Raw genomic sequence first — 18,906 nt, 5'->3', positions numbered from 1 at the left:
CCGGCCGGCGGTGAAGCGGCCCCCGCCGCGGAGGTGCCGCACCGCAGGCGGCCGTGGCTTCCCGCGCTGCGCCGGCGCAATACGGGCACCGACGAGGAGGCGGAGGGACTGTTCGGCATCAGCTACGAGGCCGGGCCCGGCACCGAGGCCGAGCAGGGAGCGGCCGGGCGGGAGTGACCGGACGTTCCCGACCGGGTCAGTTCAGTGGGGGGATGCCCTCCTTGGGCAGACCGGAGCGTTCGGCGATGGCCTCGCGGAACGTCTCGTCGCACTGCTCTTGGGAGGTCACGGTATGGGCCTGCGCGGAGCACTCCTGGTAGGCCGAGTACTCGTTCCAGAACACGGTGTACCCGGTGATCACGACGGCCGACACCCCGAGGCCGATCCACCCGAGGACCATGCTCATCATCGCACCGGGGGCCTGGGCATTGTTCTCCTTGGCGGCGCGGCGGGCACGCCGGCCCTGCGAGATACCGAGGACGCAGAGCAGGGCGCCGAACGGGGGGAGGAGCAGCCCCGCAGCGGAGAAGAAGAGTCCCCATAGGCCGCCTCGTTCCACAGTGGACTGCTGCCCTTCGGCGCGCGGCTCGGTGGGGTCCTTGCTCACGGGGTCTCTCCTCAATCGCGGTTGCGGCCAGTAGGCGTCTCGACGGCCGGTCAGGGACCTCGCGGTGCGGCGGAGCGGGCGGGCCGCACTCCGTGGGTCCTCTTGGGGTAGACGCTACCCGGCGAGATAGGGTGACCAAGCGGATGGGCCCGGCCATCCCCGCCTCCGCCCGCGTAACGGGCGTGCCCGCCCCGGGCGTCGCGCGTTCGCGCCGTGCCCTCGGGGATGAACGGGAGCGTAGGCGTTCCCGCGGTGTTCTCTTAGGAGGGGGAAGCACACTGTCGGCGCGAGTAGTCGTCCTCATATCGGGGGCGGGGAGCACCATGGCGGCCCTGCTCGACGCGGCGGCCGACCCGGATTACGGCGCGTCCGTCGCGGCCGTCGGGGCCGACCGCGAGGGCGCGCAGGGGATCGCCCGCGCGCACCAGGCCGGTGTCCCGACCTTCGTGACGCCGTTCGCCGCCTTCTCCGACCGCGGTGCGTGGAACGCCGCGCTCGCGGAGGAGATCGCCCGCTTCCGGCCCGACCTCGTGGTCTCGGCCGGCTTCATGCGGCTTCTCGGGCCGGAGGTGCTGAGCCGGTACACCGTCGTCAACACCCATCCGGCGCTGCTACCGGCCTTCCCGGGCGCGCACGCCGTGCGCGACGCGCTCGCCCACGGGGTGAAGGTGACCGGCGCCACCGTGCACTTCGTCGACGAAGGGGTCGACACCGGCCCCATCATCGACCAGGTGACGGTCCGGGTGGCCCCTGAGGACGACGTCGCGGGTCTGCACGAGCGCATCAAGGCCGTGGAGCGGCGCATGCTGGTCGACGTCGTGGGTCGGCTGGCCCGCGACGGGTGGACCCTCGCGGGGCGGCACGTGCGGCTGGGGGCCGGGTGGCCCGGAGCGCTCCACCAGCCCGGCCACCGCCCTTTCCCGCGAGAGTGTTCCGAGGCCCAAGAGCGGAGGTGAAGCGCATCCCGAGTTGACGCGCCGCTCGAGCGCCGCGCACGTTACGCGCCACCTGATGGCTGCTGGAGCCGGGCCACCGGGCGGGCGGAGACGATGGACATCGGGCCCTCGTCGCGCACTCACGGCGGAGCAGCGCAACGGGGGAATGGGGACGATGTGAGACCAGGTCGCGACCTGGCGGTTGTCGATGAAGCAAGGGCCCAAGCCGCACCGCGAATGCGGGCCGGCAGGTGGAGAATCCCCCGCTCCCAGCCGGGGGAGGACGTTAAGTTACCAAGGAGAACCGGTGACCCAGCAGCCCGTTCGGCGTGCGTTGATCAGTGTTTACGACAAGACCGGGTTGGAAGAGCTCGGTTACGGCCTCGCGGAGGCCGGCGTGGAGATCGTCTCCACCGGCTCCACCGCGGCCCGGCTGATGGAGGTCGACGTCCCCGTCACCCCCGTGGAGGACGTCACCGGTTTCCCGGAGTGCCTGGAGGGGCGGGTCAAGACCCTGCACCCGAACGTGCACGCGGGGCTGCTGGCCGACCGGTCCAAGGCCGATCACCGGGCGGCGCTCGACGAACTGGGCATCGCACCGTTCGATCTGCTCGTGGTCAACCTGTACCCGTTCCGGGAGACCGTGGCCTCGGGGGCGTCGCCCGAGGCGTGCATCGAGAAGATCGACATTGGGGGGCCCGCGATGATCCGCGCGTCGGCCAAGAACCACGTCGGCGTCGCCGTCGTCACCGACCCGACCGGCTACGACGACGTGCTTGAGGCGGTCCGCGCCGGCGGGTTCACCCTGGAGCAGCGCAAGCGCCTGGCCGCGCAGGCCTACGCGCACACCGCGGGCTACGACGCCGCCGTCTCCACCTGGTTCGCCACGCAGTACGCCCCCGACGAGGTCGCTGAGCAGACCGGGTGGCCGGCCTTCTACGCCACCGCGTTCGAGCGGCAGGCCACCCTGCGCTACGGGGAGAACCCGCACCAGCGTGCCGCGCTGTACCGTGGCGACGACCCCTCCGGTCCCGGGCTGGCCGGCGCCGAGCAGCTACACGGCAAGGAGATGTCCTACAACAACTATGTCGACGGCGACGCCGCGCTCCGCGCCGCCTACGACCTCTCCGAGCCGTGCGTCGCCATCATCAAGCACGCCAACCCGTGCGGCATCGCTGTGGGCGGCGATATCGCCGAAGCCCACCGCAAGGCGCACGCCTGCGACCCGGTGTCGGCGTTCGGTGGCGTCATCGCGACCAACCGTCCTGTGAGCGTGGCGATGGCCGAGCAGGTGGCCGAAGTCTTCACCGAGGTCCTCGCCGCACCGGACTTCGACCCGGGTGCGGTGGAGGTGCTGACCCGCAAGAAGAACATCCGGCTGCTGACGGTGCCGCCACCGGACCGCGCCGCGCGCCCCGAGGTCCGCGGAATCAGCGGCGGCATGCTGCTGCAGAGCGCCGATACGGTCAACGCGCCGGGAGACAACCCCGCGGCGTGGGAACTGCGCGCGGGGCCCGCCGCCGACGATGAGACCCTCGCCGACCTGGCGTTCGCCTGGCGTGCGGTGCGCGCGGTGAAATCTAATGCGATCCTGCTCTCAGTGGACCGTGCGACCGTGGGCGTCGGAATGGGCCAGGTCAACCGGGTCGATTCCGCGCGCCTCGCGGTCACGCGCGCCGGCGACCGGGTCCGGGGGGCGGTCGCGGCCAGTGATGCGTTCTTCCCGTTCCCCGACGGTCTTGAGGTACTGACGGAGGCGGGTGTGCGGGCCGTGGTCCAGCCGGGCGGTTCGGTGCGCGACGACGAAGTCGTCGCGGCGGCCGAGCGTGCCGGGGTGACCATGTACCTCACGGGAACCCGGCACTTCTTCCACTGAGCAGCGACAGCAACCACACAAGGAACGGGACGCCGTGAGCGCACAAATTCTCGATGGCAAGGGCACCGCTGCGGCCATCAAGGCGGAGCTCAACGAACGCGTGGCCGCGCTGCGGGCCAAGGGCATCGTGCCGGGCCTGGGCACGGTCCTGGTGGGAAACGATCCGGGTAGCCACACCTATGTCGCGGGCAAGCACCGCGACTGCACCGAGGTCGGCATCGAGAGCATCCGCCGGGATCTGCCGGAGACGGCCAGCCAGGCCGACGTCGAGCAGGCCATCGCCGAGCTCAACGACGATCCCGAGTGCACCGGGTACATCGTCCAGCTCCCGCTGCCCAAAGGGCTGGACGAGAACCGGGCGCTGGGTCTGATCGATCCGGACAAGGACGCCGACGGGCTGCAGCCGGCGAACCTCGGCAAGCTGGTGCTCATGCAGGAAGCGCCGCTGCCGTGCACACCGCGGGGCATCGTGGAGCTGCTCGGCCGGTACGGGATCCCGCTCAAGGGGGCCGAGGTCGTCGTGGTGGGCAGGGGGGTGACAGTGGGGCGCCCGCTGGGGCTGCTGCTGACCCGGCGCAGCGAGAACGCCACCGTGACCCTGTGCCACACGGGCACCCGCGACCTCGTCGCGCACACACGCGGGGCCGACATCGTCGTCGCGGGCGCCGGGGTGCCGGGACTGATCACCAAGGACATGGTGAAGCCGGGGGCGGCGGTCCTGGACGTCGGCGTAACGCGCACCGACCAGGGGCTCGCCGGCGATGTGGCGGAAGACGTGCGTGAGGTGGCCGGCTACGTCTCCCCGAACCCGGGGGGTGTGGGGCCGATGACCCGCGCCATGCTGATGGTCAACGTCGTGGAAGCCGCCGAGCGGCAGGCGGGATAGAGCGCGGCGTCCCGTTCGCTCGCACGGGGCCGGAAGCGTCCGGAGCCGGATCGTCGGGACACAAGGGGCCGCATCGGCCCCTTGTGTCAGCTCGCCTTGCGTTCGCGCTCGGGCGTCGGCATGGGGCGCACCAGGCCGAGGGCCACGACCTCGTTGGCCAGGCGGGTGCGGCGGTTCGGCCCTTCGGGGATCCGGAACTTCTGGTAAAGCCGGAGCAGGTGCTGTTTGACAGCGGCTTCGGTGACGACCAGGTCCTCGGCGATCTCCCGGGCCGTGGCCGGTGAGACGAACGCCTCGTCGGAGAGAGCCGGTCGGCACAACGACGTGAGAACGTCGAGTTCTCTGCGGGTCAGCTCCGGAGCGGCCCCCCTGCGCAGTTCGACTTCGGGGTTGAGTTCCTCGCGGGGAAGACCGCCGATCGTGCATCGGGCGGCGCCGAAGCTGACCACGTCGCCCTCTTCGAGAACCCTGCGGGCGATGGGGCGACCGTTGACTCTGGTGCCGTTGCGTGAAAGGCCGAGGTCGACGACATAGACGTAGGGCCCGCGGCGTACCAGCTCGGCGTGGAGCTGCGACACGCTCGGATCGCCGAGGCATATGTCGGCGCCTTCACCGCGCCCGACCGTGGTGACCTCGGCGTTCAGTGGCTTTACGTCCCCGCTCTCCTCGACCCGTATGTGGGGCCCGTCCACGGTAGTTCCTCCCGGAGTGGGGCGCGGCCGATGAGAGAGTTCGCGGCGGGGCGTGGCGGTGGTGGTTCGGCTGTCGGGCGCTGACTGAGTGGGAGTCATGGGGGGGCTGTCCTCGCTCACCGTGGCACTCATCTCATGTCGGGTTACCCGGGCGGTGACAGTTCTACGCTCTTACTCGGAAGCCAGGCGGCGCTCCCGGAGGTTTTACGGTATGTCCTAGGAATAGGGTCATAGTCAGCATGGAAGGCGCAGCGGCCGATTCAGAGCGGTGTGGGATGGGTTGGTGCCGCGGATTCACTAGAATGACCCTGGCCGTGGCCAGTGAGAACGTGGAGTTGATCGAAGTCCAGCTCGGTCGTTGATCTCGTGTGCGTTCTGGTTTCGGCCCTGGCGTGATCACGTGTGGCCGGACTGCGCCATGGAGCGATCGGTCGCGGTGCCGGGGTCTGGAATACGGTCTGCCTAGCGCGAGGTTTACGGTGAGCCAGAAAACGGTGGAGGAAGCGGTAGCACCCCAGTCACACTCACCCGGAGAGGACCCCGAGGGGGAGGCCGGGCAGCGCCCCGATCCGCCCGCGGAGGCACCCGGGTGGCTTTCCCAGGTCCCTTATTTTCTGGTGCTCGCCACGATGGCCGCCGGAATCGTCATCGTCGCGGCCGCCTACTTCAAGCGCGGGCCCGCACTGATCGCCGGTGCCCTGCTGCTGGGCGCGGTGTTCCGGTTCTTCCTGCCGCCGGAGAAGATCGGCATGCTGGCGGTCCGGAGCCGATGGATGGATCTCGTGACACTGACCACGCTCGCGGTGCTGCTGATCGTGCTGGCTTGGGTGGCCCCGCAACTGACGGAGTAGACGTCTAATAAGCTTGATATCGAGATATCAGAGACGTTCGATCGACGGAGTCGCTGAGAGACCCGGTGGGCACGGATCCATCCCGCCACCACCCGGGCGCAGCGCTTTGCGGCGAGCTTACGAGGTGTGACGTGAACGCGCGACCGCAGGCTTCACCGCGACCAGGCCCGGGTGCACGGCGACCGGGCCTGGTCCGCGGCGATCGCGGCCAGCGCCGGTGGCGGCCTGTTCCCCGGCGGTCGGCACCCGCGGCGTGTTGGCGGCACGGCCTCCAGCCACACGACGGCTAGCCGAAACGAAGGGACAGCCACACAGCCATGGCCAAAATCAAGGTTGAGAATCCCGTAGTAGAGCTCGACGGCGACGAGATGACCCGGATCATCTGGGCCTTCATCAAGGAACGGCTGATCCTGCCGTACCTGGACATCGACCTGAAGTACTACGACCTCGGGATCGAGGAGCGCGACCGCACCGACGACCAGGTGACGGTGGACGCCGCCAACGCGATCAAGCAGTACGGCGCCGGCGTCAAGTGCGCCACCATCACACCGGACGAAGCCCGGGTCGAGGAGTTCGGCCTGAAGAAGATGTGGCGCTCGCCGAACGGCACGATCCGCAACATCCTCGGCGGTGTCGTCTTCCGCGAGCCGATCATCTGCGAGAACGTTCCTCGGCTGGTCCCCGGCTGGACCAAGCCGATCATCATCGGCCGGCACGCCCACGCCGACCAGTACCTGGCCAGCGACTTCAAGGTGCCCGGCCCCGGCACGGTGACCATCACCTACACCCCTGATGACGGCGGCGAGCCCATCGAGATGCAGGTCGCCCACTTCCCCGAGGGCGGCGGTGTCGCGATGGGCATGTACAACTACCGCACGTCCATCGAGGAGTTCGCCCGGGCCAGTTTCAGCTACGGCCTGGACCGCGGCTACCCGGTGTACATGTCCACCAAGAACACGATCCTCAAGGCCTACGACGGCCTGTTCAAGGATGTGTTCGCCGAGATCTTCGAGACCGAGTTCAAGGAGCGGTTCGACGCCGCCGGCATCACCTACGAGCACCGGCTGATCGACGACATGGTGGCCGCGGCGCTCAAGTGGGAGGGCGGCTACGTCTGGGCGTGCAAGAACTACGACGGCGACGTGCAGTCCGACACGGTCGCGCAGGGCTTCGGGTCGCTGGGACTGATGACCTCCGTGCTGCGCACCGCCGACGGCCGCACCGTTGAGGCGGAGGCCGCGCACGGTACCGTCACCCGGCACTACCGCCAGCACCAGCAGGGCAAGCCGACCTCCACGAACCCGATCGCGTCCATCTTCGCCTGGACGCGGGGCCTGGAGCACCGCGGCAAGCTCGACAACACGCCGGGTGTGGTCGAGTTCGCGAACACGCTAGAGGACGTCGTCGTCAAGAGCGTCGAGTCCGGCCAGATGACCAAGGACCTTGCGCTGCTGATCGGCGGCGACCAGGAGTGGCTCACCACCGAGCAGTTCCTGGCCGTTCTGGACGAGAACCTGCAGAAGCGCCTGGCCTGAACCGCCCGGACGATCGCGGCCGGGCCGCCGCTGTGGCGGCGGCCCGGCTCTGCTGTCTCTGCCGTTTTGGTTCGGGCGGCCACCCGGAAGACCGCCGGGGCGATATAAGAACTCACGTGCAATTCGCCTATTTCGCGAATATTGTCTAAATTAGGAAGAGATGCCCGGTTGGGGGTGCTCAGTGGCGCCGCCGCCAAGGGCGTCCAGACTGGCGTCCTGGCTACGTGCCGCTGGGGGGTAGGCGCGCGGTGCCGGAACGTCACGAGAAGGGCCCGCTGTCCAAGGGAACGGCGGGCCCTTCATGGATCCGAGGCCGTTCCGAGCCCGCCCCGCGGGCGGCGGCGCGCTCGGGGCGCCCGAACGAACCGGCCGCCGCGTCCTGAACCGGGTGGCCCCGCTCCCGCTCCTCACCAAGGTGGCCGTCCCCACCGTGGCCAGTCAGCGGACGAGATGGCCTCGGACGCGAGGCCGTGGGGCTTGCGGTTCCTGCGTGCGCCCCGGCACCCGACCAGCAAGCGTCGAAGCGACACCAGCGACTTCACCACCGGGCAGGTCCAGGGAAGATAACCAGGGCCCTGAGGACTGGGCCAAGGAACTCGACCGGCCCATGGTCTACAAGCCCTTGTCTGGTGTCTGGCATGCCGACGAGGGCCAGGTCCGCCTCATCCACACCACCCCCATTGACGATCCCGACGACCTCCTCGATCCGAAGCCGGGGTTGACGGCCCATCTGTTCCAGGAACGCATTCCGGTGGCGTACGCGGTTCGCGCGGTGGTCGTGGGCGAGCGGGTGTTCGCCGCGCGCATCGACGCCGACAGCCCCACAGCCCAGCAGGATTGGCGTGCCGACTATGAGTCGCTGCGCCACTGGCCCGACGGAGCGCCCTACGACCGGGTACACGTCACCTGCGCCATCCGCCGCATCCCGGACGCCTTAGTCACCACCCGTCCCGGCGGGATCATCGTCGCCCCTTGGCAGCCCGGATATGGCTTCGGGGGGATCGTTGGGACCACGGTGTCCGAGGGGGTGGCTCACGGGCGCTTCCACGGACGGGCCGGGTACATGATGCTCGGAAGCCCCGGGCCCGACCGGTTCGGCTTGACCGTGACCGCTGAGAGCGGGCATCTGCTGTGGCTGGACGAGCCAGGCCGGGTGCTGTCCGGCCGCTGACCGGCTCCGGCGTCTGGTCGACTTCTCGACGGCAGCGTTGAAACGTCCCTCGCGGAACCTATCCGCAAGAGCCACGGGTCACCGCTGAGGGTTGCCGACAGGGCTCGGCCGGCCCGGGATCTGCACCCGTACCCACCCCATTGCGCCGTCCACGGACCACTCATGCTCTAGAAGTTTCGCGACCGGCACAAACTCCTTCTCGGCGGGCAGCAGGATCTCCCCGGCGTCGGTGTTGACGTTGGCCAGCACGTACCACCCGCGCTCAGGGATGTAGCCGGCGGCGTGACGTAGTTCCTCGGGTACCCAGTCGGGAACAGAGTGGTCGAACACCACGCTTAAGCCGCGCGCCGCGGCTTCGTTGGCCGCGACCATGCGGGCGAACGAGTGCTTGCTGTGGTAATGGCCAGGCCTGGGCCGGTACCGGTCCCCTGGGCGTGTGGTTTTGTCCGCCATGCCTAGTCCTTGCACTCGGGGCAGTTGATCATTCCGTCAGGGTTCTCTTGTCCGCATTTACCGCAGGTCCATGTGTACACGACCACGACTGGACTTCCTTCCGCTCGGAATGCGGAGAGTCACGGAGAGTCGCGTAGTGTCGTTTCTACCCCGAACAGGGAGCGCTTCATAGCCACATCCGCATATCGAGCCCGGGTCGTCCGACAGGTTCCGGCGTCTGGTGCCGCTCCCACGGCGACCATGAACCCCCACCCGGCAAAATCCCGCCGACGTTGAGGATTTGGTTCCTTCACGCGCGCACGAAGGAACGCAATCCTCAAGATCGCCGGAGAACCTCCACACACCGACGACCATGTCTCGTGCGCCCCCCGAGCGGCGGTAAGGGTGGACGGATCCGGCACACCCGACCTTCTCACGCAGAGCCCCGCCCCCGTCCAGCCGGCGGCGCCGGATGCCCCTATGGGGGTCACTCCTCCATCGCCGACTCGGGGATCTCCTCGCCCTCGCGCATGGCCTGGAACATCTCCTCGGATCTGGCCTCGTCCCACAGGACGACCGAGCCCACGCCGCCCAGCGTCGGTGTGGCGCCGACGGGAACGGCGGTCGTGGCGGGGTCGGCGCGCATCGCCAACCCCATCCGGACGAGGTGGTGCAGCCGGTCGCCCTCGTCCACCTCGAATGTCTCCGTTCCCTTGGTGACCAGTGGCACCGAGCGGAACGGGTTGGCCAGCGTCCCGGCCGAGGTGGACTTGTCGACCAGTGCGCTGAAGAACTCGCGCTGGCGCTCGATGCGGTCCAGGTCGGCGCGGGGCGTCGCGCGCGTGCGCACGTAGCCGAGCGCGGTTCCGCCGTCCATCTCCTGGCAGCCGGCCTCGATGTCCAGTCCGGCCTTCGGATCCTCCATCGGTTCCTCGGGGCACAGTTCGACGCCGCCGACCGCGTCGACGATGTCCACGAACCCGCCCATGCCGATCTCCACGTAGTGGTCGATGTGCACGCCGCTGGCCTGCTCGAAGGACTGCGCCAGGAGGGAGGGGCCACCGCCGAGATCCTCGGCGAAGGCCGCGTTGATCTTGTTCTCGCCGATACCGGGGATGTTCACGTAGGAGTCGCGCGGCACGCTGATGATGGTCGGTGTGCCGCTCCTGGGAACGTACAGCACCATGATCGTGTCGGTCCGCTTTCCTTCGGCGAAGCCGGTGGCCAGGTCCTGCTGGTCCTCTTCGGTGAGCCCGTCGCGGCTGTCTGATCCGACGATCAGGTAGGTCGTGCCGGGCTGGCTGTCGGGGCGGCCCTCGTAATCCTGCAGCGCCTCGACCCGCTCAAGCCGGGAATCGGCCCAGAGGTAGAAGAGCCCGGGCAGGAGAAGCAGAACGACCAGGAGGAACACCAGGATCCTGCGGCGGCGCCTGCGCCGGAGCTCCCGCTCGCGGCGCTTGCGTCCGGAACCGTCGTAGACGCGCCCCCGTCCGCGGTCCGGTGCGGGGCGCCGCGGCGGGCGGTCGTCACCGGCCGGCGGCATCCGGCGTGTGGCGCCGGCATCCCCGCCTGCGGAGTGCTCCTCGGACCGGCGGGGCCGGTAGAGCCGCTCGATCTCGTCGGGTGTCCCGCTGGCACCCCGGCGGAATACGCCGGTCTGGTCGTGGTCGTCAGGAGATCCTCGTGACCTCCGATTATGCCCATTCGTCCCGTCAACCATGGCCTTGGTCGCCCATCTGTGCATCCGCCGGGTCGATCACGTGTTTCTTTCCGTTATGACTCGGCACATCGTATTTGGGTTCGGAGTGGAAAAGGCCATGATCGCACCGCATGCCCCTTCTGAAGCTCAGGCAAGCCGCCGGGCCCCCGCGGAGGGCAGCGCCTCCCGGAAGCCCGGTGCGGCCCATCCGCGTTTCGCGAAGGCCTCGGCCACGGCCTGGCGCACCCCCTCCAGACGTTCTTCGGCGACCAGGGCGATCGCCGTCCCTCCGAAGCCGCCACCGGTCATCCGCGCCCCCCGGACGCCGGCCCCGACCGCCGTCTCCACCGCGAGGTCCAGTTCCGGGCACGAGACCTCGAACTGGTCGCGAAGCGAGAGGTGAGAGGCGGTGAACACCGGACCGAGCTCGGGCAGCGCCCCGGCCCGTATGAGACCGACAGCGGCGTTCACCCGGTGGATCTCGGTGACCACGTGCCGGACCCGGGCGGCCAGAACCGGGTCCTTGATGCGCCCCAGCGCCTCCGCGAGGTCGTCGATGTCGCGTAGCGACCCGACACCCGCCTGCCGGGCCGCGCGCTCGCATTCCGCTCGCCGGGCCGCGTAGCCGCCCTCCGGGTCGCTGAGCCGGTGCCGCACCCTGGTGTCGATGAGGAGCAGCCGCAGGCCGGCCTTCTGCAGCGGCAGTGCGATGGTGCGGGCGCCGGCGCTCCGGCAGTCCAGGAAAAGGGCATGGCCTTCCCTGCAGCGCAATGAAGCGCTCTGGTCCATGATTCCGGTGGGCGCGCCGACGAAGTCGTTTTCGGCGCGGTGGGCGATCCGGGCCATCGCGGCGCGGTCGCCTGAGAGCTCGTCGAGGCCGCAAGCCTCGGACAGCGCCAGGAGAGCTGCGCATTCCACAGCGGCGGACGACGACAGCGCCGCTCCCACAGGCAGGTCGGAGTCCAGCAGGATCCGCGCCCCCGTGCCGGGGCTGAGATGGCCTGCCTCGCGCGCCGCCCAGAACACGCCGGCGACGTAGCCGACCCAGCCTGTGACCGCGGGGTGTTCAGGGTCGAGCTCGGCGGTACTGAACCGCGCGGTCTCCCCGGGACGCTGTGCGCTACGGACCTCGACGGCGCCGCCGGAGGCCGGGGCGAGCGCGAGGGAGACTCCCCACGGAAGGGCCATGGGCAGTACCAGGCCGTCGTTGTAGTCGGTGTGCTCGCCCATGAGGTTGACCCGCCCCGGTGCGCGCCATACCCCGGTCGGGGCCGCCCCGAAGGTCTCCGTGAACGCGGCGGTGAGTGCGGCGGTGTCGACCGCGGGGGAGACGGGCCACTCCTCCCGGACAGCGGGGAAGCGGCGCTTCCCGACCATGCTCCGGCGGAGCGGGGCCAGCATTCTCCGGAGCGCGTTCATACCGCTGCCTCCGCCTTCGGGGCCGCTGTATCCCGCGTCCGGCGCAGGACGCGAAGTGCGCGGGAGGTGGAGACGATGGTGCCGGTATGTCCGGCGTTTTCCGTACCCGGGGTCTTCACTGCCTCTCCTCGGTGTTCGACTGCTCCGCGCCGGACGGCCGGTACGCGCGCGGCCGGCGCATGGAATCCGCGGTGCCCCCTCGATCCGGGCGGCCGTTCCCGGCCTGCTCCGGCGGGATACCTCAGCTTCCCAGGTGCGCGCCGCAGGGGAACAGTCGTAGGTGCGGTCCGAACGCCGGATCGGGGCCCGTCCACGCCGCCGGTCCGCGTCCCGGTACCGGGACGCGGCGGGCGGACACCTCTGTGAGCCGGGCGGAGGCGCGGGAAGTCCGCCCAGGAGAGGAACCGCCCCCGTGCGGTCGAGCAGCGGCCGAAGCTGACTGGAATTGATCGACTTTGTGGTCTAATGCGGGAGTGCTGTCCGCGAGCCCCGGCGCGCTGTCCTCTGCGCGCGAGGCCGCTCGCGGCTAGGGTCGGGAGATTCGTCGTCACGTGGGAGCGAAGAGGGGCAGGGAGCCCATGCCCTCGCTGGCAGGACAGGCCAAGGACCGAGTGCGGCACTACCGCAACCTGGCCATGGAGAGCTACTGGGCCGCCCGCCAGCGCCGCCCGGGCTTCGACCACGCGGCGCGGGCCTACGAGCGCTACTCCGACTGCCGGGGCACCCAGCTCGCCGCCTCCGTCACCTACTACGCGTTCCTGTCGTTCTTCCCGCTTCTCGCGCTGGCGTTCGCCGCTGCGGGGTACCTCGCCGAGTTCAACGTGGAAGCGCGCCAGTACATGGACCAGGCCCTCAGCGAGGTGCTGCCGGGACTCTCCCAGGACCTGCCCATCGACCAGATAGCCCAGGCGCGTGTGGGGGCGGGGATTCTGGGCCTGCTCGGGCTGGTCTACTCCGGGGTGAACGCGGTCTCCTCTCTGCGCGAGGTACTGCACGCCATCTGGCTGAAGAGCATCACGGATAGCCCCAACTACGTGGTGGCCAAGCTCATCGACACGATGGTCATGCTGGTGTTCGGAACGGTACTGCTGTTTTCGGTGGCGCTCACCAGCGTGCTGCAGACGGCCACCCGGTGGCTGCTGAACTGGATCGACCTGGGCGAGGTCGAGGTCCTGATCATCGCGACCAAGGCGGTCGGCCTGGTGGCCGCCATCGCCGTGAACCTCCTCATCTTCCTGGTGGTGTTCTCCCGGCTGTCGGGGACCCGGCGGTCCTGGCGGCTGCTCTGGCGCGGAGCCCTGCTGGCCGCTGTGGGGTTCGAGATCCTCAAGGCGCTCGGCGCGACCCTGATCGCCGGAACCCTCGGCAACCCGGTATACGCGTCGTTCGCGGTCCTCGTCGGCCTGCTGGTGTGGATCAACCTGGTGATGCGGCTGGTGATCTTCGCGGCCGCCTGGACCGCGACCTGGCTTCCCGTACCCCCGCCGTACCAGGGGGCGGTGCCGATGCAGGTGCCGGCGGGTGCCGCCGGACCGCCGCGGTCCGCAACCGGCGAGGGCGGCGCGCGCCACCGCGACGCCGCCTCGTCGCCTCCCGCCCGTGCGGAGGAGAAGGAACGGACGGCGCGGCACTGGTCGCCGCGCACAGTAGCGCGGCGTGTCGCGGTGCCCGTGACGATCAGTGCCGGTGTCGCCTGCGCGTGGTGGCTGCGTCGCCGGCGCCGGCTCTCCTGACGCCTGTCACCGGCCGGCGGGCGACAACCGCTACATCACGTATCGATCACTTTCCGGCCTGCTGGAAGAGTCTTGTGTAGCGTGGCAACACCGAGGGGGACATAGGGTCACCGGAAGCGATCCGGAAAGCGCCGCGTATCCGGTGAGATTCGGGTAAGTCGCACAGGAGCGGCATCCCGGCCTCGCGTGACGTAGAGGGTGTGCCCTTTCGGGACATGCCCGGTCATTTTCCGGCCGGTTCGGCGGATGTCGGTAATCACGGCTCCAGCGGAACCAAGTCTCAACTCCATTCGGCGGCTCGCCGCAGGGCGCGCTGCGTAGTGATCTCATAAGGGAGTGCACCCGGTCATGGGACCGACTGACAGACAGGCCGGAACTTCGCTTATGGTGCCCCTGACGTCGGTGAGCGAACCGGCCGGAAGACTGCGCGGAGGTTGATCGTGGCCATCGAATTCAACGCGTCCGACCGTGCCACCCTCGGGGTGGAGTGGGAACTACAGCTCATCGACGTTCACACCCGACATCTGCGGCAGGAGGCACAGCAGGTTCTCGGGGCGCTGCCGGACCTGAGCGAGGCGTCCGCGAGTCCGCCGCTGCGCCATGAGCTCATGCAGTGCACGGTGGAGGTCGTCACCGGAATCTGCGAGACCGTCGAGGAGGTCACCTCCGATCTCGGAGGTACCATAGGCCGCCTCCAGGAGATCCTGGAACCGCGCCAACTGGCGCCGATCTGCGCGGGAACCCATCCGCTGGACGACTGGCGCGACCAGACGCTCTCCCCCGTTCAGCGCTACGGCGAACTCATCGACCAGATGCAATGGCTCGCCCGGCGCATTCTCACCTTCGGGGTGCACGTGCACGTGGGAATCCGTTCGCGGGAAAAGGCGGTGCCGATCGTCAACGCGCTCGCGAACTACCTTCCGCATTTCCTGGCACTCACCGCTTCCAGTCCTTTCTGGAGCGGCCACGACACCGGATTGGCGTCCAGCAGGTCGATCATATTCGGGGCGCTGCCCACCGCCGGGCCCCCGCCGCGGCTCCGCGACTGGCCCACCTTCGAGGAATATATGGAGACGCTCATCCGGGCGGGAACGATCAGTAGTATTAAAGAAGTCTGGTGGGATGTCCGCCCGCACCCGGATTTCGGGACGATCGAGATCCGGATGTTCGACGGGATCCCGACCCTGCGCGAGGTCGGAATGGCCGCCGCATTGTCACAGAGTCTTGTGCGGCTCTTCGACCAGCAGCTTGATCGCGGTTACGGGCTGCCCAGCCCGCCCACCTGGGTCGTCAACGACAACAAGTGGCGGGCGACCCGGTACGGACTGGACGCTCGCGTGATCACCGATGAACACGGAAGCACCGTCCCGCTGCGGGACGACGTATACGAGCTCCTCCGCGAGCTGGAACCGGTGGCGGAGCGCCTCGGCTGCGCCGAAGACCTGGATGTGGCCTGGGAGGTCCTCGACAAGGGCGCCTCCTATGAACGGCAACGGACGATCATCGACCAGGGCGGCACACTCAACGACGTCGTGGACGCGCTGGCGGCGGAGTTCCGTTTCGGAGGCATCGCCCCCCGGCCACGGCGGACCGCGGATCGGGGTGGAACGGAGCCCGATAGTACCGGCGACGACGCCGGCCGAGAACCATCGCTGAAGAGCACGAAGAGTACCTGAGGAAGAGAGGGCCCTCGCATGCAGGGGCGTGACCTGCGGGAACAGTTGACAGCCTTTCTGGCTCGGCAGGAGCGCGAGTTCGTGGGGTTCCGTCGTGACCTCCACATGCACCCCGAACTGGCCTTCGCTGAACACCGGACGACACAGCGGCTCGTGGAACGGTTGCGCGGGTTCGGGCTGTCGCCGAAGGTGCTTCCCCATGGCACCGGCCTCACCTGTGACGTCGGCTCCGGTGACGGCCCGGTCGTCGCGCTGCGCGGTGACATCGACGCGCTGCCGATGACCGACGAGAAGGATGTTCCCTACCGGTCCACGGTCCCCGGTGCGGCGCACGCCTGCGGGCACGACGTCCACACGACGATCCTGCTCGCCAGCGGTATGTTCCTCGCCCAGCAGGCCCGCGCGGGTGCGCTGCCGGGCAGGGTGCGGCTGATCTTCCAGCCCGCTGAGGAGATGCCGGGCGGGGCCCGCGAGGTCATCAGCGCGGGCGCGATCGACGACGTCGAGCGCATCTTCGCGCTGCACTGCGATCCGCGCTTGTACGCCGGGCAGGTGGGGCTGCGCGTCGGCCCTATAACGGCCGCCTGCGACCAGCTCATGGTCCGGTTGTCGGGTCCCGGCGGGCACACGGCCCGGCCGCACCTGTCGTCCGACCTCGTCTACGCCCTCGGCAAGGTCGTGACGGAGCTGCCCGCCGCCCTGTCGCGCCGGGTCGATCCGCGCGCCGGTTTCAGCCTGGTGTGGGGCAGGGCCAGTGCGGGTTCGGCGCCCAACGTGATCCCCGACGACGCCGTCGCCGAGGGAACCGTGCGCTGCCTGGACGACGAGGCCTGGCATTCCGCCCCCGATCTGGTGAAAGAGCTGGTGGACTCGGCTGTGGCCCCGTACGGGGCCACAGCCGAGGTGGACTACCGGCGCGGTGTCCCGCCCACCGTCAACGAGGCGGGCAGCGTGCGGATGCTGCGCGACGCCTGCACCCAGACGCTGGGCCAGGAGTCGCTGGCCAGTACCCCGCAGAGCCTTGGGGGCGAGGACTTCGCCTGGTACCTGGAGCAGGTCCCGGGAGCCCTGGCCCGGTTGGGCACCCACTCGTCCAACTCGGACGAGCCGATGCTGGACCTGCACCGGGGTACCTTCGACGTGGATGAGCGCGCGATCGGTACCGGTGTGCAGCTCATGGTGGCCACCGCGCTCACCGCTCTGTCGGAGTGCTCCCGCCCGCGCAGCGAGGACCCGGTGGAAGACACCGCGCTCGCCTGACCGGGCGGGCACCAGGTGGCATCCTGAGACGCATGAGCCAAAAGCTGACCCGGGAGCAGATCCGCCAGGCACCCAAGGTGCTGCTACACGAGCACCTCGACGGCGGGCTGCGTCCGCAGACGATCGTGGAGCTGGCCGAATCCGCCGGTTACGCCGATCTGCCCACGAAAGACTCCGAGGAGCTCGCGGCGTGGTTCCGCGGGGCCTCCGACTCCGGTTCGCTGGAGCGCTACCTGGAGACGTTCCGGCACACCGTCGGGGTGATGCAGACCCGCGAGTCGCTGGTACGGACGGCGGCCGAGTGCGCCGAGGACCTCGCGGCCGACGGCGTCGTCTACGCCGAGATCCGCTATGCGCCTGAACAGCACCTCGAAGCGGGACTGACACTGGACCAGGTCGTCGAGGCGGTCCTGGAGGGGTTCCAGCTCGGCCAGGACCGGGCCGCCGGCCAGGGCCGCTCGATCCGTGTCGGCACGCTCCTGACGGCGATGCGGCACGCCGCCCGCTCCCTGGAGATCGCCCAGTTGGCGGTGCGCTACCGCGACGTGGGCGTGGTCGGTTTCGACATCGCGGGGGCGGAGGCCGGTTACCCGCCCACCCGGCACCTGGACGCCTTCGAGTACCTGCGGCGGGAGAACGCCCACTTCACGATCCACGCGGGCGAGGCGTTCGGGCTGCCGTCGATCTGGGAGGCGCTGCAGTGGTGCGGCACCGACCGCCTCGGGCACGGGGTGCGGATCGTCGACGACATCGAGGAGGTCGGCGACGGCAAGGTCCAGATAGGGCGGCTGGCCCGCTACGTCCGCGACAAGCGTGTGCCGCTGGAGATGTGCCCCAGCTCCAACGTGCAGACCGGGGCGGCCCTCTCGATCGAGGAGCATCCGATCGGTCTGCTGAGCCGGCTGTGGTTCCGCGTCACGGTCAACACCGACAACCGGCTGCAGAGCGGGACCACCATGACCGAGGAGTTCGCGAAGCTCGTGGACGCGTTCGGGTACGACTGGGACGACCTGCAGTGGTTCACCGTCAACGCGATGAAGTCGGCGTTCCTGCTTCGACGAGCGGCTTGCGCTCATCAACGGGAAGATCAAACCGGGCTTCGCGCGGCTGAAGTGGGCGGCCGATTGAAGCCCCTGACCGCACCGCTGCCCCGTGTCCTCGGATGGGTGTGGGTCGGCGTCGCGGCCCTGCTGCTGGTCGACCTCGTGGTCAGCGAAGGCGATTTCAACGCGCTGATCCCCGGCGCGGTCCTGCTGCTCACGGTGGGCGGGACCTATGTTCTCTGGCTGCGGCCGTGTGTCGTCCCCACCGAGCACGGTGTCCGACTGGTCAACCCGCTGCGCGAAACGTTCGTGCCGTGGTCGGCGTTCACCTGGGCCGACGTTACCGACGTGCTGCGCGTGCACGCCGATGGCGCGGTGTTCCGCTCCTGGGCGCTGCGCGAGACCAAGCGCCGGAAGGTCCGCGACAACCTGCGCCGCGCCGGCGGCTACGTCGATCCGGGCACGGAGGAGGACGATCCGCGCACGATGCGGCCGGTGGACTTCGCGGCGAAGCGGCTCCGGGACGAGGCGGAGAAGCGCAAGGCGCGGCCGATGACCGCTGTGGCCGCGAGCGCGGCCGGGGAACCGGCAGGGGATGCGGGCGGCCCCGCGGTTCCCACCGCCCCGACGACCACCTGGTCGCCCGGTCCGGTCGCGGCGCTCGCCGGGCCGCTGCTCGTGCTGTTGGTGGTGGTGCTGGGCTGACACCCCGCAGGGTCCCGGGGGCGCGGGCTTCCGACGCGTTTTTCCCGAAGGCTTGACTTCGGCCGGGAAATGCTGGCTAGGTAAGGCATGCCTAAGGAATTCGGGGTTCGGGTGACCACTCGGACACCATGGGCGCCGCCAGGTGCCGGGTTCCGCGGGCGTTGCGGTCAACTGGAAAAAGGGTGCGCCGGCGGACACGAATCGCCACTCGTGTTCGGTGCCGTCCGGGACGAATCGCGGGGATGAACCCGGTCGGAGCCGTGCCGGCGCACCATCGAGGAGGAGGCGCGGACCGGCTTTCCGCGAGTTCGCGGGGACTCTCCGGGCCGTGCGAGGACACAACGGCCGTATCCGCGGCCGACGCCGACCCGTCGCCGGCCTCGGGA

General features: G+C 69.5%; 15 protein-coding genes and 1 pseudogene. 11 read left to right on the top strand and 5 right to left on the bottom strand.

Features of this window, described 5'->3' with window-relative positions:
• Positions 1–196 precede the first annotated feature (196 nt).
• Positions 197–607: a hypothetical protein gene (locus tag VS93_RS10575; RefSeq protein ID WP_046469789.1), complete on the bottom strand. Its 411-nt coding sequence runs from the start codon at positions 605–607 to the stop codon at positions 197–199.
• 278 nt (positions 608–885) lie between these two features.
• Between VS93_RS10575 and purN the strand changes: the two genes are divergently transcribed.
• The 3 genes from purN (at position 886) to VS93_RS10560 (ending at position 4,304) form a co-directional block, all read left to right on the top strand.
• Positions 886–1,563 (top strand): phosphoribosylglycinamide formyltransferase, encoded by a 678-nt coding sequence (gene purN, locus VS93_RS10570; RefSeq protein ID WP_269082831.1) that lies wholly within the window; start codon positions 886–888, stop codon positions 1,561–1,563.
• 286 nt (positions 1,564–1,849) lie between these two features.
• A complete protein-coding gene (gene purH, locus VS93_RS10565) occupies positions 1,850–3,418 on the top strand; it encodes a bifunctional phosphoribosylaminoimidazolecarboxamide formyltransferase/IMP cyclohydrolase (protein ID WP_046469787.1) in 1,569 nt (522 codons plus the stop codon).
• 34 nt (positions 3,419–3,452) lie between these two features.
• The gene (locus VS93_RS10560) at positions 3,453–4,304 is read left to right on the top strand and encodes a bifunctional methylenetetrahydrofolate dehydrogenase/methenyltetrahydrofolate cyclohydrolase (RefSeq protein ID WP_046469786.1); all 852 of its coding nucleotides are present in this window, start codon (positions 3,453–3,455) and stop codon (positions 4,302–4,304) included.
• Between the two features lie 86 nt (positions 4,305–4,390).
• On the opposite strand, the gene VS93_RS10555 is transcribed toward VS93_RS10560, so the two are convergent.
• A complete protein-coding gene (locus VS93_RS10555; RefSeq protein WP_046469785.1) occupies positions 4,391–4,996 on the bottom strand; it encodes an FHA domain-containing protein in 606 nt (201 codons plus the stop codon).
• Between the two features lie 479 nt (positions 4,997–5,475).
• Here VS93_RS10555 and VS93_RS10550 point away from each other — a divergent pair, with 479 nt between their 5' ends.
• The 3 genes from VS93_RS10550 (at position 5,476) to VS93_RS29060 (ending at position 8,553) form a co-directional block, all read left to right on the top strand.
• The gene (locus VS93_RS10550; RefSeq protein ID WP_236700469.1) at positions 5,476–5,847 is read left to right on the top strand and encodes a DUF3017 domain-containing protein; all 372 of its coding nucleotides are present in this window, start codon (positions 5,476–5,478) and stop codon (positions 5,845–5,847) included.
• 317 nt (positions 5,848–6,164) lie between these two features.
• On the top strand, positions 6,165–7,382 hold the full coding sequence (locus VS93_RS10545; RefSeq protein ID WP_046469784.1) for an NADP-dependent isocitrate dehydrogenase: 1,218 nt from the start codon (positions 6,165–6,167) through the stop codon (positions 7,380–7,382).
• Between the two features lie 607 nt (positions 7,383–7,989).
• Complete coding sequence (locus VS93_RS29060) at positions 7,990–8,553, top strand: hypothetical protein (RefSeq protein WP_156184775.1); 564 nt, start codon at positions 7,990–7,992, stop codon at positions 8,551–8,553.
• Positions 8,554–8,631: 78 nt separating this feature from the next.
• Here the strand turns inward: VS93_RS29060 and VS93_RS10535 are convergent, their stop codons facing one another.
• The 3 genes from VS93_RS10535 to galK form a co-directional block, all read right to left on the bottom strand.
• On the bottom strand, positions 8,632–9,006 hold the full coding sequence (locus tag VS93_RS10535) for a hypothetical protein (protein WP_046469783.1): 375 nt from the start codon (positions 9,004–9,006) through the stop codon (positions 8,632–8,634).
• A 466-nt stretch (positions 9,007–9,472) separates the two neighbouring features.
• Entirely contained in the window at positions 9,473–10,729 is a 1,257-nt protein-coding gene (locus VS93_RS10530) for an LCP family protein (protein ID WP_394298813.1), read from the bottom strand.
• A 102-nt stretch (positions 10,730–10,831) separates the two neighbouring features.
• Positions 10,832–12,103, bottom strand: a complete 1,272-nt coding sequence (gene galK / locus VS93_RS10525; protein ID WP_236700468.1) for a galactokinase — start codon at positions 12,101–12,103, stop codon at positions 10,832–10,834.
• A 578-nt stretch (positions 12,104–12,681) separates the two neighbouring features.
• Here galK and VS93_RS10520 point away from each other — a divergent pair.
• The 5 genes and pseudogenes from VS93_RS10520 (at position 12,682) to VS93_RS31430 (ending at position 18,520) form a co-directional block, all read left to right on the top strand.
• Complete coding sequence (locus VS93_RS10520) at positions 12,682–13,836, top strand: YihY/virulence factor BrkB family protein (RefSeq protein WP_052745666.1); 1,155 nt, start codon at positions 12,682–12,684, stop codon at positions 13,834–13,836.
• Positions 13,837–14,276: 440 nt separating this feature from the next.
• Positions 14,277–15,512, top strand: a complete 1,236-nt coding sequence (locus tag VS93_RS10515) for a glutamate--cysteine ligase (protein ID WP_082126784.1) — start codon at positions 14,277–14,279, stop codon at positions 15,510–15,512.
• An 18-nt stretch (positions 15,513–15,530) separates the two neighbouring features.
• A complete protein-coding gene (locus VS93_RS10510; RefSeq protein WP_046469782.1) occupies positions 15,531–16,772 on the top strand; it encodes a M20 family metallopeptidase in 1,242 nt (413 codons plus the stop codon).
• Positions 16,773–16,804: 32 nt separating this feature from the next.
• Positions 16,805–17,900: pseudogene (locus VS93_RS31435) on the top strand (adenosine deaminase).
• On the top strand, positions 17,897–18,520 hold the full coding sequence (locus VS93_RS31430) for a PH domain-containing protein (protein ID WP_162231668.1): 624 nt from the start codon (positions 17,897–17,899) through the stop codon (positions 18,518–18,520). Before VS93_RS31435 ends, VS93_RS31430 begins: the two are co-directional and overlap by 4 nt.
• Positions 18,521–18,906 lie beyond the last annotated feature (386 nt).

Source organism: Allosalinactinospora lopnorensis, assembly GCF_000981225.1.
Taxonomy (GTDB): Bacteria; Actinomycetota; Actinomycetes; order Streptosporangiales; family Streptosporangiaceae; genus Allosalinactinospora; species Allosalinactinospora lopnorensis.
Note: the sequence above shows the minus strand (reverse complement) of the source record. Positions and strands in the feature narration are given on the sequence as shown.

Bases quoted from the DNA above. Each gene is read 5' to 3' on its own strand.
- VS93_RS10545 (WP_046469784.1), top strand. From the start codon at position 6,165: ATGGCCAAAATCAAGGTTGAGAATCCCGTAGTAGAGCTCGACGGCGAC.
- VS93_RS29060 (WP_156184775.1), top strand. From the start codon at position 7,990: ATGGTCTACAAGCCCTTGTCTGGTGTCTGGCATGCCGACGAGGGCCAG.
- VS93_RS10535 (WP_046469783.1), bottom strand. From the start codon at position 9,006: ATGGCGGACAAAACCACACGCCCAGGGGACCGGTACCGGCCCAGGCCT.
- VS93_RS10530 (WP_394298813.1), bottom strand. From the start codon at position 10,729: ATGCACAGATGGGCGACCAAGGCCATGGTTGACGGGACGAATGGGCAT.
- galK (WP_236700468.1), bottom strand. From the start codon at position 12,103: ATGAACGCGCTCCGGAGAATGCTGGCCCCGCTCCGCCGGAGCATGGTC.
- VS93_RS10520 (WP_052745666.1), top strand. From the start codon at position 12,682: ATGCCCTCGCTGGCAGGACAGGCCAAGGACCGAGTGCGGCACTACCGC.
- VS93_RS10510 (WP_046469782.1), top strand. From the start codon at position 15,531: ATGCAGGGGCGTGACCTGCGGGAACAGTTGACAGCCTTTCTGGCTCGG.